This is a genomic window from Candidatus Flexicrinis affinis (genome assembly GCA_016716525.1).
Lineage (GTDB): Bacteria > Chloroflexota > Anaerolineae > Aggregatilineales > Phototrophicaceae > Flexicrinis > Flexicrinis affinis.
Genome location: JADJWE010000009.1, coordinates 674,566 through 689,842, shown reverse-complemented (window position 1 = coordinate 689,842; position 15,277 = coordinate 674,566). Strand labels below are relative to the sequence as shown.

Annotated in this window: 9 protein-coding genes and 1 tRNA gene; 7 read left to right on the top strand and 3 right to left on the bottom strand. The window is 62.0% G+C overall.

The features are described from left to right. The 4 genes from IPM16_22205 to IPM16_22190 all read left to right on the top strand — a co-directional run. The coding region (locus tag IPM16_22205) for a hypothetical protein (GenBank protein MBK9125820.1) at positions 1–501 on the top strand (501 nt) is incomplete at its 5' end. Next, positions 494–4,210: a protein kinase gene (locus tag IPM16_22200; protein MBK9125819.1), complete on the top strand. Its 3,717-nt coding sequence runs from the start codon at positions 494–496 to the stop codon at positions 4,208–4,210. The genes IPM16_22205 and IPM16_22200, both read left to right, overlap by 8 nt. Before the next feature lie 76 nt (positions 4,211–4,286). Then, positions 4,287–7,997 (top strand): protein kinase, encoded by a 3,711-nt coding sequence (locus IPM16_22195; GenBank protein ID MBK9125818.1) that lies wholly within the window; start codon positions 4,287–4,289, stop codon positions 7,995–7,997. 65 nt (positions 7,998–8,062) lie between these two features. Then, positions 8,063–8,133: transfer RNA gene (locus IPM16_22190), tRNA-Gln, on the top strand. A gap of 50 nt (positions 8,134–8,183) precedes the next feature. Here the strand turns inward: IPM16_22190 and IPM16_22185 are convergent. Then, positions 8,184–8,462 (bottom strand): hypothetical protein, encoded by a 279-nt coding sequence (locus IPM16_22185; protein ID MBK9125817.1) that lies wholly within the window; start codon positions 8,460–8,462, stop codon positions 8,184–8,186. Between the two features lie 341 nt (positions 8,463–8,803). Between IPM16_22185 and IPM16_22180 the strand changes: the two genes are divergently transcribed. The 3 genes from IPM16_22180 (at position 8,804) to IPM16_22170 (ending at position 11,296) form a co-directional block, all read left to right on the top strand. Next, on the top strand, positions 8,804–10,060 hold the full coding sequence (locus IPM16_22180) for a hypothetical protein (GenBank protein ID MBK9125816.1): 1,257 nt from the start codon (positions 8,804–8,806) through the stop codon (positions 10,058–10,060). Between the two features lie 190 nt (positions 10,061–10,250). Beyond that, positions 10,251–10,640 carry a hypothetical protein gene (locus tag IPM16_22175; GenBank protein ID MBK9125815.1) on the top strand — a complete coding sequence of 130 codons (390 nt, stop codon included), beginning with the start codon at positions 10,251–10,253 and terminating at the stop codon, positions 10,638–10,640. A gap of 116 nt (positions 10,641–10,756) precedes the next feature. After that, entirely contained in the window at positions 10,757–11,296 is a 540-nt protein-coding gene (locus IPM16_22170) for a hypothetical protein (protein MBK9125814.1), read from the top strand. Between the two features lie 24 nt (positions 11,297–11,320). Here the strand turns inward: IPM16_22170 and IPM16_22165 are convergent, their stop codons facing one another. Both IPM16_22165 and IPM16_22160 read right to left on the bottom strand, forming a co-directional pair. Beyond that, the gene (locus tag IPM16_22165) at positions 11,321–14,116 is read right to left on the bottom strand and encodes an SBBP repeat-containing protein (GenBank protein ID MBK9125813.1); all 2,796 of its coding nucleotides are present in this window, start codon (positions 14,114–14,116) and stop codon (positions 11,321–11,323) included. 146 nt (positions 14,117–14,262) lie between these two features. Further along, entirely contained in the window at positions 14,263–15,231 is a 969-nt protein-coding gene (locus IPM16_22160; GenBank protein ID MBK9125812.1) for a sodium-dependent bicarbonate transport family permease, read from the bottom strand. Positions 15,232–15,277: the final 46 nt, after the last annotated feature.

Sequence of the window (15,277 nt, the reverse complement as noted above, 5' to 3'; positions counted from 1 at the left end):
GTCCTGCTCGACACGCAGGAGTACGAGCAGGCGCAGCGCAGCCTCATCGACGCGCTCGAGTACCTCACCGACGATTCAGCCCAGCGGCTGTCGTACACGTGGATGGAAATGAACCGCTATGACACGATCACGCTGGCGCACTCGACGTTGGCGAACATCGCGCTGCGGGTCGGCAACCTGACCAGCGCGCGCGAACGGCTGTGGCTGGCGATGCGCGCGGCGCAGCGCATTGGCGGGGCGCGCATTACGCTGCGCACGTTGAGCGGCGTCGCGGAGCTGCTGCTGCTGCGTGGCGATCCGCTGCGTGCGCTCGAATGGTGCGGCGCGTTGATGTCGTCGCCGGCGGCAGGTGCATTCTACCAACGGCCGGCGCTTGCCATCGTCGTTCGCATTGAGCCGCTGCTGTCTGTCGAAGAGTTTGACGCGGCGCTCGAACGCGGCCGCATGATGTCGCTCGATCAGCTCATGAACGAAGCCAACAGCGTGCTTCGCCATGGATAGCCTTAACGCACCGGCGGCGCTTATTGCCGGCCGTTACACGCTGGATCGCGAGATCGGCAGCGGCGGCATGGGTACGGTGTTCCTCGGTACAGACAGGCAAACGGAGGCTCGCGTCGCCATCAAGCGCCTCGACGGTCGGCGCGTTGCGCTTCAGCCCGAACTGGCCGAGCGATTCCAGCGCGAAGCGGATGCCTTGCGCGCCCTTAACCATCCCAACATCGTGCGCATGCACGAGCACGTCGTACAGGATGGCGACCATTACATCGTCATGGATTACGTCGACGGCCCCGACCTGTCGGATGTGCTGGTACAGCAAGCGAGCTTGCCCGTCGATCGCGTCGTGGATATCGGAATCGGTCTGGCGGACGCGCTCACCCGCGCCCATTACCTGCGCATCGTGCACCGCGACTTGAAACCGGCAAACATCCTGCTCGATGGCGATGGAACGCTCAAGCTGTCCGACTTCGGCGTGGCATACTGGGAACAGAAAGCCCGCATGACGCGGCAGGGCATCACCGTCGGCACACCGGCTTATATGGCGCCGGAAGTCATCAATGGCGGCACGTCCGAGCCACGCAGCGATCTGTGGAGCCTCGGCGTCGTGCTGTTCGAGGCTCTCGCAGGCAAGCACCCCTTCTACGAAACGTCGCTCAACATGCTGTTGGTCAACGTCTTGATCAACCCGACACCCGACTTGCAGGCGCTGCGGCCCGAGTGCCCCGATGCGCTGGTCGATCTGATCGAACGCATGCTGGAAAAGGACGCCGCAGCGCGGGTCAGCAGCGCGCGGCTTGTCGGCGCAGAACTGGAAGCGATCGCAAACACGTTGACCGGTAGCGCCGGAATCCGCGATCGCCCGACTGCACTCGCCGCGACGCGCTTTTCACCGGAGTCGGAGCCCGCACCGTCGATCAGACAGAACCTGCCCGGACAGGCGACGCCGCTGATCGGGCGCGACGCCGAGCTTGTCGAATTGACTCAGACCTTGTTCGACCCGGCGACGCGCCTGATCACAATCGTCGGCCCGGGCGGCATGGGCAAAACTCGCCTTGCACTGGGCGTCGCCAACAACTTGTTGGAGCGCCATCGCGCGACGGCACCGGATGTGTTCGCCGACGGGATCATGCTGGTCGAGCTGGCGCCGCTGCTGTCTGCCGAGCCGCTGCTCCCGACGATCGCCAACACGCTTGGGTTCCAGTTCACCGCAGAAGGCGACCCGAAGGCGCAGCTGCTCGACTATCTGCGCGAGAAGCGCATGCTGTTGATCATGGACAACTTCGAACACGTTCTCGACGGCGCGCCGCTGATCGCAGACATTCTCAGCGCGGCACCAAGCGTCAAGGTGCTGGCGACCAGCCGCGAACGCTTACAGCTTCAGGCGGAGTCGGTCTATGCGTTGACCGGCCTCGACCTGCCGGGCGATACGGCCGACGGCGCGGCGCTGGAATCCAACAACGCTGTCAAGCTGTACCTGCAGGGCGCACGGCGTGTTCATCCGGGCTGGAACCCGAGTTCGGACGACCTGCAGCAGGTCTCACGCATCTGCCGGGCTGTCGACGGTCTGCCGCTGGCGATCATGTTGGCCGCAGGCTGGATGCAGACTCTGTCGGTCGCGGAAATTGCAGACGAGCTTTCGCGCAGTATCGACATTCTCGAGTCCGACCTGCGTGACGTACCCGATCGTCACCGCAGCATGCGCGCCGTGTTCGACACGTCTTGGCAGACGATCACCGAAGACGAGCGCACACTACTGACACGGCTGTCGGTGTTTCGCGGTGGCCTATCGCGGAACGCGGCGCAAACGGTCGCCGGGGCCAGCTTACGCACACTGTCAAATCTGGTCACCAAGTCGATGCTGCGCCGCGATCCCGATCAGGGCAGTTACCACGTCCACGAACTGCTGCGGCAGTATGCCGAAAACCGCCTGAACAACTCCGGTGACGCGGATGACGTTCGCGCGCGCCACAGCGCTTACTATCTCGCATCGCTGCGCGACATCCGGCCACGCCTCGAAGGTTCGGCGCAGATCGACGCTTTGCGCGACATCGACAGCGACCTCGAAAACGTGCGTGCGGCATGGCTGTTCGGGGCGCGTCATGGTCAACCCGCCCTGATGCGCGACGCAGCACCGGTGCTGTGGCAGTATGCCGAGATGCGCGGGCTGTACGAGGTCGGTCAGACGCTGTTCGAGCAGGCGATTACGCTGCTTCGCAGTCACCCCGCTTCGCCCGAACGCGATGCCGCTCTGGGGCGGGTGCTCGCGTACGGCTCGGTGCTCGCGACGGTGCTGCATGCCGCAGATGCCGCGGATGCGATGTTGGGCGAGGCTGCCGCGCTGCTGAACGAAGCGGAGGAGAACGAACGTGCTCCGCTGTTGTTCGCGCGTGGGTTCAACCACCTCACCCTGAAGAATCCTTCGGACGGGCGGGCCGACCTGCGTGCTGCATCCGAGATTTGGCGCGACATGGGCCAACGTTGGGCGCATGCGCGCGCGCTGTCCGAATTGTCGTCGACGTACTGGTATCGCGCGGAGGCCCACAGCAGCAACGTCGAGCAGGCGCGCACGTTGGCCGAAGAGGCGCTCGCGATCCAGCGCGCGCTGGGCGACCAGTTTGGTATGGCGAGCACGCTGCTGCACCTCGGCACGATCGCGTCATACGCCGGGGATGCGGCATCGGACGCGCAGTGTACCGCCGAGAGCCTTGCACTGTTCCAGCGGATCGGCAACCGGTACGGACAGGCGCACGCGCTCAACAACATCGGCGTGCGCGAGATGATGCTGGGCGATTACGCCGACAGCCGCGAACACCTCGAGCAATCTCTGCGGATCAAGCGCGACATCGGCGCGCTGATCCCGATTGTGTGGTCGCAATTCGTGCTGGCTCGGCTCGCGTTCAACGAAGGCAGCTTCGCGCTCAGCTTGCAGCGCTGCGGCGAGGGGCTAGATCGCGTGCGCGGCACCGCGCATCACGAGTGGGAGCTGACGCTCCAGCTCAGCCGCGCGCAGGCACTCACCGCGCTGGGCCGCTATGACGAGGCGGTCGACGCGTGCGACCGCGCCGAGGCACTGGCGAACGACATCGGGAATCAGGAGGACGCCGCCTTCGCGCTGAACCGTAAAGGTCAGGCTGTGCTGCTCTCGGGCAACGCCAAGCGCGCCCGGGCGATTTTGCATGGGGCGAACAATCAGTCGTCCGGCGCGCACGACGTTACCTCGGTCGGCGCCGGTCTGCTGCTCTTGGCAAGTGCCGAGTTATCGCTCGGCGATACTGCGGGTGCGCGCCGGGAACTTCAGCCGGCATTCGACTACTTTACCGACCGGCTTCAGTGGCAGATCGGATACACCAGCGACGAGTGGATGATGGCGACGTGGTCGGTCGAGGCGCACCTGCTCGACGCCGAAGTGAGCGCCGCCGAGGGGCGCATCGAGCGCGGCCTGCGCGCGCTGCAGATTGCCGCCGATGCCGTCGACACCACACATAGCCCGGCGCACCGGAGCAAGGTCGTCGTGACCGCCGCATGGCTGCTTGTCGATCGTGACCCGGCGTTTGCCGCGCGCCTTGCCGGAACGGTGGTCGCTGGCGCGCCGGCCTATGCATGCGACCTACAGCGCGCCAATGACGTGCTTATCCGCTGCGGCCCCGCAGACGATCCGTTCGCAGCGATCGACATTGCGATCCTTGCGCTGCGGCAGCTCCCTAGCACTTAAGCAGATCACAACATACAAACGGCTTCCCCTGCGCTACAATCGATTTGCGGGCCCGGACACGGATCGAACGGCCAACATGACACTGCTCGCAGATCGCTACCGACTGGAAGCGACCCTTGGCGCTGGCGGCATGGGCATTGTTCACCGCGCCCACGACACGCTTGTGGACCGCATCGTCGCCGTCAAGCAGCTGCGGAGCGATCTTGCGCGCTATCAGCCGGAGGTGTTCGAGCGATTCGCGCGTGAGGCCGAAGCCCTGCGCCAGCTCAATCACCCGAACATCGTTCAGGCGCTCGACACCTTTCAGCGGGACGGCGAGCATTACATTGTCATGGACTTCGTGGCGGGAGACGACTTGGCTGCCGTCTTGAAGCGCGAGCCAAAAATGCCGATCAGCCGCGCGGCCCGCATCGCCATCGAGGTCGCCGATGCCCTCACCCGCGCCCACTACCTCGGCATTATTCACCGCGACCTGAAACCGGCCAACATCCTGATCGCGCAGGACGGCAGCGCACGGCTAACCGATTTCGGCGTGGCGTATTTGGGCGAGCGCGACCGTGTAACGCGCGGCGGAATCGCCATCGGCACGCCGGATTACCTGCCGCCGGAGGTCTTCAACAACCAGCGCGGCGACGAGCGCGCAGACATCTGGGCGCTGGGCGTCATCCTGTTCGAGATGATCGGCGGGCAGCACCCCTTCAGCGCCGAAAACCTGCCGAGCCTGATGCTCAACGTACTGATCAATCCGCCGCCAGACTTGGAGGAACTGCGCCCTGACGCACCGTTAGCACTCGTCGACTTGATCTACCGGATGTTGGCGAAGGAACCCTCCGACCGCATACCGTCCGCCCGCTTGGTCGGCGCCGAGCTTGAGACGGTGATGCAGCGCGCACAGGCCACACCAATTTCGACCGGCGTACGAACTAGCCTCGGCCAGCGCTTCCAGCCGCCGACCGCCGTCCAGCAGCGGCATAATCTTCCAGCACAAGCGACACCGTTTGTGGGCCGGGAAGGTGAACTGCGCACGCTGGGCAAGATGCTGGAAGACCCCCACCAACGCTTGATCACACTCGTCGGGCAAGGTGGAATGGGTAAGAGCCGTCTTGCCGCCGAGGCCGGCATGCGCACTATCAATAGGCAGGTCACGCACACCGACCTGTTTCCAGATGGCGTGTACTTCTACGGCCTCACGCAAGTCAGCGGGATCGACAATCTGCTCACGGTTATCGCCGATGGCGCGCGGTTTCAGTTCTATCAGGGCGAGTCGCCTAAGTCGCAGCTTCTCGACTTCTGGAACGACAAACGCGCCCTGCTGATCTTCGACAACTGCGAGCACCTCACCGGCGAGCTCGACCTCATCACCGAAATCTTGCACGCCGCGCCGGCCGTCAAAATCATCACAACGTCGCGCACGCGTTTGGATCTTGCCGGCGAGACACTGATGACGATCGAGGGTATGGATTTCCCCGAAACCCTGACCGCCGACCTGTCGGAATACAGCGCCATCCAGTTGTTCGTGCAGAGCGCGCGGCGCAGCATGCCCGGTTTCCAGCTTCGGCCCATCGACTTCAGCGCCATGGTCGAAATCTGCAAGCTTGTGCGCGGCATGCCGTTGGGCATCGAGCTGGCGGCCGCCTGGGTCGAGGTCCTGTCGCTGCCTGAGATCGCCGCCGAAATCGCCCGCGACCTCGACTTTCTCGGCACCGATGCGCATGACGCGCCGGAACGGCACCGCAGCATGCGCGCGGTCTTCGGTCACTCGTGGGAACTGCTTACGCCCGAAGAACAGCAGGGCTTTTCTCGCCTTGCGGTGTTTCGCGGCCGGTTCACCCGGCAGGCCGGCCAAGCTGTCACCGGCGTGTCGTTGCGGCAGCTAATGACCTTCGTCAATAAGTCGCTGCTGCGCCGCGACGCCGACACCGGCATCTACCAGATTCACGAGCTGATGCGCCAGTTCGCCGAGGAGCAGCTTGAGGCCGCGGGCGAATTGGATGCCATGCGCGCCGAACACAGCCGGTACTACATCGAGGCGCTCGTGCAGTCGCGGCGAGATCTGCAATCCAGCCGCCAGCTCGAACGATGGGAGGACATCGACGCCGACCGCGAGAATGTCCGCGCCGCATGGCTGTGGGCCGCGAGTAACGGCCGGTTTACGCCGCTGGCCGACTGCATCCACAGCATGGGCATCTTCTTCGACATGCGTACGCAGTACATCGAGGGCATTGCGCTGTTTGAGCAAATATGCGACTTGCTCTACCAGCATCCTCCCGACCCCGACCGCGACCGCGCCCTGGCATGGCTTCACGGCTGGACAACTGTCTATCGTACGATATTCCGGCAAGTCGCGTCCGCGTATGAACATCTGGCGGCCATGCGCGATGCCGTGATGCGCTCGCGTGATCCGGAGAATCGGGCTTGGATGGACTTCTGCATCGGCCTTGTCGAGCGTATTCTCGGTCATGCACCGTCCAGTCAAGAATTCTTCCGGCGGGCTGCCGCGCAGTTTATCGCGTTAGGCTCGCCGTGGGATCGCGCCCACGCGTTGCTGAATCTGGCCGTATCGTCGTACTTCCGCCTCGAGTCGCGCCAGACCGACATCTCGATGGGCATCCTCGCCGCCGACGAAGCACTTTCGATCCTCGAATCGCTCGGGGACTCGTACTTGCGCGCCCACGTATTGGAGGAGCGCGGCCACCTTGCTACGTTGGTCGAAGACTTCGACCGCGGTCTGCCGATGATGGAAGAGGCCGCCGCTCTGCACCGCAAGGTAGGCAATCAACTCGGTGTCGGATCGACGCTGCTCAAAGCCGCGCTGACCCGCGCAGTCGTCGGCCAGTTGGAACAGGGCCGCGCCGCTGCCGAAGAGGCGTACGCACTGTATCGCGACGCCAACAATCTCGCGCAAGTTGGAACCTCGCTCGAAATGCGCGCTCGCATCTCGTTCTTCGAGGGCAAGTTCGCCGAATCGTCCGAGCTGGCCGAGGAACTGGTGCACCTGTCGCTCAGGCTGCAGATGCCGGAATACCGCGTATCTGCGCTGATCTTGCGCGGGCGCTGCGAGTGGGCGCTTGGAAAACTCGGCCCGTGCGAGGAAACGTTCCGCGATGCCTATATCGCGGCCGAGGACGTCGGCCACCTCGAAGACATGAGCATCGCGCTAGCGGGAATCGTACTGGTGAAGCTGGCCCAGCGTAACCTTGTCGACGCCGATGCCCTGCTCGAAGCCATGCAGATCATGGCGGAGCGCGCCACCGACTTCAACCAGATCGCGCTTACGGCAGCCTTGCGCGGGCGCGTTATGCACATGCTCAAGCGTTATGAAGAAGCGCTCGAACACCTGCATCGTGGCCTGACGCTGCTGCGTGATCCCAGCCGTGTGCGCAACTCGTACATCTGGGATGAGGGGCTGCGGAGCGAGTTCATCGCGCTGGTCATGCAGGGTTTGGCGGAGACGTACCGCGGCGTGGGCCGTGTCGACGACGCACGGCAGATGCTGCGCGATGCAGTGGCGTTCGCGCAGCGGTCGAAATTCCCCGCCGTAATGGTCTCAGTCGTGATCAGCGGAGCAGGTTTACTGTTCGCGCTGGGCCGTGCCGCCGACGCCGGCGCGCTGCTGGCGCGTCAGATCGAGAACCCGCAGGGGTTCGCGGTCGAGCGATATCGCGCGTCGGCGCTGCTGGCGCGTGTGCGCGAACACATCGGTGACGAAGCGTTCGGTTCGGCCGTTGAGCGTGCGGGGACGATGTCGATGGACGACTGCGTGAAGCTGCTTCTTCGCCGCCTGTGATCCCTACAGATCGGGTGATTCAGTCTTGATCGCCAGCCGGAGTCGTGATACTCTGTTGCGACCATTGGGGGATAGTTCAATGGCAGAACAACGGGTTCTGGCCCCGTCGATCTTGGTTCGAGTCCAGGTCCCCCAGCACACCGCCGCCGGCTGAATCGCCGGCGGTTATTGTTTCGATTGAACGCGCTACATTGCAGACCGCTTTAGTTCGGCGTCGGCCTCTTTCTCCATCCGGTCGAGACGCGTGTAGTAATCGTGGATTTCCTTCAGATGCGCCCATGCAATCTTGCCGGTGAGCAGTACGTCGTCGCTGGTGACGTTCGTCTCCGGGTCACGGACTCCGTGTTCCAATTCGACTTCGAGACCACGACGAAACTGCTCGAGGTTCACCTGTGTCCACTGAATTCCCAACTGCTCTCCGATTGACCGGGCTTCGTCGACCGTGAACTTGCGCTTTGCTGCCATGTGTAACCTCCCATCAGGGGTGCGATGTCACTTCGTGTGGCGTATCGAGACGCTGCTCGTCCGCTGTCTTCATTGTATGCCCGTCTGGGCGTGCGGATGGACCTATCGAGCCGCGCTGATGTGCACGGTTTTCGCCTCAAGACAAGTTTGGAATCGCGGCCGATGGTGCTATCACCCGACTGACGACCGGCGTACGCTAGAGATAGTGGGCGAACCCGGAGGGATTGTCCCATGTCGTACGCGGTTTCGACTCCATTACCTTAGTCCGAGTGTTCGTGCGGCGTTACCCGTGTGTTGGGTAACGCCGCTTTTGCTGTTCCTGTCGAAAGGAAAGGTACTTTATGCGTGGCCGAATCTTGTCTTTGGCTAGTCTCGCATTCATTCTCCTCGTCCTGGCGGTTGCGGTGCCGGTTGCCGCACAGGATGTTCCCGTTCCTGCGCAAGTCGGCGAGCGCGAAGACGCGCCGCCTTATGCGCTGCACGGACCGTACTGGGTGGGATATCGCGAGTTCTTGATAACGAAGGACCCGGACAATCCGATCAAAGCGCACCTCTGGTATCCGGCGCTCAACCCATTCGGACTGAGTGAGACCTTCGCCTATCACGTGGACTTGAAAATTGCGGCCATCACCGAGCCATTGGACCTGCATACACAGGGTCATGCACTTCATAACGCCGCGGTCAACCTGGCAGACGCCCCTTACCCGCTGATTGTCTTCTCTCATGGATTTGCGGTCTGGTCGGCCTTCTATGCTCCCGTGGTCGAGCAGTGGGCGTCCCACGGGTTCACCGTGATCGGAATCGAACACCACGAGCTCTTCGATGACACCTACTCCGCGATTCCCGAAAGTGCGATCAAACGGCCACGGGACGTCACAACGGCCCTCGACTTTGCCGAGCACCTGACCGGAACCGGCGGTGAATTCGAAGGCTGGTTCGATATGGACCGCATCGCGGTCGCCGGCCATTCCTTCGGCGGATACACGTCGCTCGCCATCGCTGGTGCACGATTTGACTTCGCTGCGATGAACATGCGTTGTGCCGCCGTCCCTGAGGATGACGTCTTCGCGCAAGGTCTATGCAAGCCAATGGTTGGCAATGAAGCCGCTATGGCGCGGCTTGCAGGCTTTGATCCGGTGCCGGAGGGGTTGTGGCCATCGTTCGGCGATCCGCGAGTAGATGTCATCGTTTCCATGGCAGGCGACTCGTTCATGTTCGATCAGGCCGGGCTCGCCGAGATAACCATTCCAATGATGGTGTTGGGCGGCACGGCCGATACCGGCACATTGTATGATTGGGGAACCGGGCCGTCCTTCGAATATGCGAGCAGTGCAGAGAAGGTGCGTGTCACATTCTTGGGCGGCGAGCACATGATATCCGGCGCATCGTGTGAGGACTCGCCGGACGTTGTGGCGATCTTTGGACCGTGGGTGTGCATGGATCCCGTGTGGGACAAGGCGCGCGTACACGACCTCATCAACCATTACACGGTGGCGTTCCTGCTGGCCGAGCTCAAAGGCGATGCCGATGCTCGCGCGGCGCTTGCACCGGACGCGGCGTCCTTCCCGGGCGTGGAGTACAGCACTGTAGGGTTCTAGGTCAGCCAGAGCTACTACAGAAAGTGTGATCGTGCGTCTACAGTCTGTCACCGCCGGTGGATGCACCGGCGGTTCCTTGTTGCTGGCCGTCATTCATACCGCACACGACAATGCTTCCGCATCCGACCGTGAGTGTTTGCGCCATGCCGCGTGTATCTAGTCGAGAATACTGGACGGTACAAAACAACTAATGCGACTGCCCCTATCCCTCGCACTCTTCGTATTGGCACTCCTCGCCTGCGACCTTGAACGCAGCATGGGCTTCATCGAGTTGACCGATGAGGTGTATGTTGAGGAGTTCCAGGTCGAAAGCGGCTATGAGTTAACGTGGCGAGTTCAGGCCCCGTTCCGCTGCGACTTCCGGGCAACGCTGACCTCGTCCCACCCGAAGGCTGCCCGTGACAGTGTTTTCATTTGGGGTGGCCAGCCCGTTGACGGCCAAGACTGTTACGGATGCACCGGGGCCATCGTTGAGGGACTGTCGATCGACCTGAAGCCCGGGGTACAGGCCGTCACCGTCATGGGCGGCGACGACTATCCCGCTGAGCTGCGCTTCGAGCCGATCAGCTGCACGCGCTAGGAAACAGGTTCGAGCCGCCGCTCAAGGACCGATTTCTGGCGATTGAGACACCACCTTCGCACCGACTTGCCCGACGGTCGTGGTATGCTTTGCACACGAGGGATGGAGGCGAACGCATGGCTCAATCGACGTTGAAGTACCCGGTGCTGTTCACGTTCTGGGGCATCCCGGTCACATTAGGCCGGCAGGCGTGGCAGTTCGTGGTCTCGAAACTGGTGTTCGGCGCGATCCTCGCCGTATTGTTCCACCTCGGGAAGGGGCTGGGCGAGTTGATCGTCATCACGCTCGGGTATACGCTGATCATCCACAGCTTCCCGATCCTGCACACCGTCGGACACGTCATCAGCAGCAAGCGCGTTCAGCCGCCGATGACCGAACTGCGGGTTATCCCACTGGCGATTCAGACGCGCTATAGCGCCGATCCGGACCAACTTGCGCCGACTGTGCATCTCAACCGCGCGCTCGGCGGGCCGATCATGAACCTGGTGCTCGGCGCGCTCGGCCTGATCTGGTGGGCGTCGAGCGGCAGTCACTACGCCGTATTGTTCACCGTCGGCAACCTGTTCTTCGCGTTTGGCGCGCTGCTGCCTATCCCTCATATCGACGGCGAGGTGATCTGGCGCGAGGTGCGGCGGGCACGCGCGGCCCGCCGCTGACCCCTCACCGGAATCCACACGAAGTTACCGCTGGATGCTGCCCTCAAGTGCCAGCGGACGCAGGGTCATCGAATTCGTCCCGCGGAACCCGGCCGGCGCTTCCGGCAGCGGTAGTATCGGCAGGCGCTGAGTAGTTCGTGGTACAGCCTCACCGCCGACAACCAAGAGCTGCACATCATCGACACGTAGCCGCCCCGGCGTTGGCTTCACATTGATCGTAACGCTCGCAGACGCGACCGTCTTGTTGAGCGGCATCGATGCGAATACCGGCAAGTAGTCATACGATCCGCCAGGAATAGGTGTTGAGAATTTCTCAGTCGATGCGTCCGCGTACTTAACCTTGACGGTGATCTTGGAACCTTGCCCAAGGGACTTCCCATTGACCAAGGCATAGATCGCCAATTGCTCTCGGTTGTTGCCCAGATTGGTCGGCGTCAGGTTCTGATAGAGCTTGCGCTTGGATGTACTCGCGGCATCGGCTTTGAATTGAAATACGCATGATTCTTCTGGCGCTGTCAAACGAGCCGAAACCTTCTCGCACTTGCGTTTGTCGCTCGGCAACAGCCCATCCTTAAGCCAGTGAAGGGCGTTCTCAGCGGAGGATGCTCCTTCTGTTTCAAAGCCGCCGTTCAAGAGGATGTTGGGAGTGTCTATCGGGATGAAGTTACTGACTTTGGCAACGTAACCTCGGCCCCCGCCCGTGTGCGATAAGAACGGCCCGACATATTCCGGGAACGAGGAAGGCAAGCTTGCGGTATGTCCAACTACGTAGGCATCGCCGATTGGATCGACGGCGATTGCGTAACCGTAGTCATCCTCTGCGCCACCGATGAAACCAGAGTAGAACAGGAAGCTGCCAGTTGCGTCGATCATCGACACGAACGACTCACGCTTACCATTGTGGGTGGTATCTGGGCCGATAAATGTCGGGAAAGTTCCATCGGTCGTTCTGGTTGTTCCTACCAGATATATATTGCCAAATGAGTCGAGCGCAACTCCCCCGACGCTCTCATCCTTGAGCCCCCCCAAGACGTTCGCGAAGAGATAGGCTGAACCCGACTCGCTGACTTTGGCGATGAACGCATCCAGGTCGGTGCCCCAATCGAATACCCCTGCGATGACCGCGCGACCTTGGGCGTCAACCGCAATTGCTGTGCCTTGATCTGCTCTGTAGCTTCCGAAGTAGCCGGCATACGCCAGTTTCTTGCCTGAGCTCTTAACCTTTGCCACAAAAGCGTCGGGAAAGATGAACGGGTTGTAGCTGTATGTCAGATCAGGACCGACCTTAACTGGGAATGTTGCTTCCGTGCTGTACGTGTAGCCGACAACATACGCTGCTCCGTCGGAGTCAACGGCAATGTCCGCTGCGCCGTCATCCTGTCCGCCGCCGATGTAACCCGCGTAGATCAAGCTTGATCCGTCGACCGAGACCTTCGCAACGAACGCCTCATAGTCACCATTTCGGGTCAGATCTGGTCCGATGAGTACAGGAAACGTGCTCTGACTGCTGAATGTGGTCCCAGTAACGTACGCATGCCCGTCAGCATCTACCGCGATACCATAGACCCAGTCCGAGTCCTTGCCGCCGATGTATCCCGCGTAGATCAATGACGTTCCATCGGCACTCACTTTGGCAACGAATCCGTCCGCTCGAGTCGCAGTCACACCAATTCCGTTGAACGTCAGATCGGGCCCAACAGAAACGGGAAAGGTTAGCTCAGAGCTGTTCGTATTACCCCCGATGTACACGTTGCCGCTTGCGTCGATTGCGATGTCGTTGGCTATGTCCGTACCCTCTCCGCCGATGTAACCTGCAAAGATCACACCGGTTCCGTTTGGATTGAGCTTGGCGACAAATGCATCTGTCCCGAAGCTGGGTGTGACGTAGGGGCCACCCGTTGGCGGAAAAGTTGACGAGGCTCCCGATATCCCACCGGCCACGTACATGTGACCAACCGCATCGACAGCGACACCACTAGGTCCTCCGCCGAAGTAGCCCGCGTACGCGAAGACCGGATCGATCACCAGCGGCTGGGACGCGTCGTACGCGCCGACCTCGAACGAGACCAATCCGTCATCCACTACGAAGCGGCTTTCGACCGGGTAGTCGACACCATCGTTCGTCTGGTACGAATACGGCGCGCGCATCGTCAGCGTTCGGTCGCCGAGGATGAGGTTCAAGTCACCGGCATCATTTAGGGCAATGCCGTCAACAGGATCGAAACGAAGTTGTATTTGCGCGGGATCCGCGCCCGGCGCAACGATAAAGTCATACTGGATCTGCTGCGTGCTGGCGTAAAAGACCGCGTCAATCCCGGCGTACAGCTCGCCATAGCGGATCTTGCTGAAGTGCTGCGCTCCGGTCACCCATTCCTCTGGCTTGCCTCGGAAGTAGCTGGTGATCCCGCCCTGCGGCTCTTCTCCGGTCAACACCGGGGACTCATTGGCTCCGACGAAATCGAGGTACAGCCCGTACGTCCGCGTAACGTGCTCGGGCTCGTGGCTCGCCGCGCGGTCAGCGGCGGCAGCGGGGCGATTAGCCGTCCTGACGGACGAGGATTCCTCCGTCACGAGATTGAAAGCGATCCGGTTATCGGTCAGGAACAAGCTGTATCCCTGCGCCCGGGCAAGGTACCGCACTTGTGCATCGGACTGGCCGAGGTTCTCCTCGAAGTACAGGGGAATGACCGCCATATCGACGCCGTCATGGGCGGCCGTCTCCGGCGTCACGGGTTCAGACGGGCGGGCCTGCGGAATGAACGCGAGCGCCAGCACTAAAGATACGGTCATGCTAACGACAACAAGAAATCGGGTCGCCATGGTCAGTCCCCAAGTGTGCGTAATTGGGGATAATTATAGCCGGCGGCGCTAAGATTGCGATGCACCAATGTTAAGACCAATTGGCGCGCGCCCCTCCCCCACATCGACGGCGAGATCATCTGGCGCGAGGTGCGGCGGATGTGGCGCTAGAACACGTTCGACAGTGCGCGGGCCAGCTCGAAGTAGATCGGGAGACCGACGATCAGGTTCAGCGGGAACACGATCACCAGCGAGGCCGTGAGCGACAGTCCGGTGTTGGCCTGAGGCATGTTGCTACCGACCACCGCGGGTGCCGTGATGTACGACGCGCTGGCGGCCAGCGTCCCGAGGATCATCGCGCCGCCGGCAGAAAGCCCGGCGATCGATCCGAGCAGCACGCCGATGGCCCCGTGCAGCGGCGGCGCCAACACGCCAAACGCCAGCAGCGGAAGACCGACATTCACAACATCGCGCAGCTTGCGCCCCACTTGCGAACCCATCTCAAGCAGGAAGAGCGTCAGAAAGCCCGAGAACAGGTCGACGAAAAACGGCGATACCTGCTGATACCCCGACTCGCCGGAGATCACCCCGATCGCAACGCCGCCGCCGAGCAACAGAAAGCTCTTTCCGCTGAGTGACGACCGCAGCACCGATGGCAGCGACTCGGTCGTGCCGCCAAGGATTCGGCTCGCCATCGACAGGCCAACCACGACCGCGCAGATCTCGAACACCACGTACATCGTCGGCATGAAGCCTTCGAAGCTCTGCCCCGCTTCCCTGAGAAACGTGATGCTCGCGCTCAGCGTCACCGCGGACGCGGCGCCAAAGTGCATGCCGAGCGAGATGGCATCGGCCTTGTTGACGAATCGGCACAGGATGACATACGACCACAGGGGGATCGACGCGCCGAGGATCGCCGCAACCGCTGCCGTACCCCATAGGTTCTCGCTCGGCGACCTCGCCAGTTCGAAGCCGCCTTTAAGGCCGATGGCGAAAAGCAGGTAGATGGTGATGATGCTGTTGATCTGTTCGGGAATCTTGAGGTCGCTCTTGACGCGAACGGCGATGACGCCGAGCACGAAGCTCAGAACCATGGGGGACAGCAAGTTCAGGCGCAGGATATCGGCGAGTGACATGGCGATCTTCCGAGAGGCGGCGCGACAATCGGCATACCATGGCGCG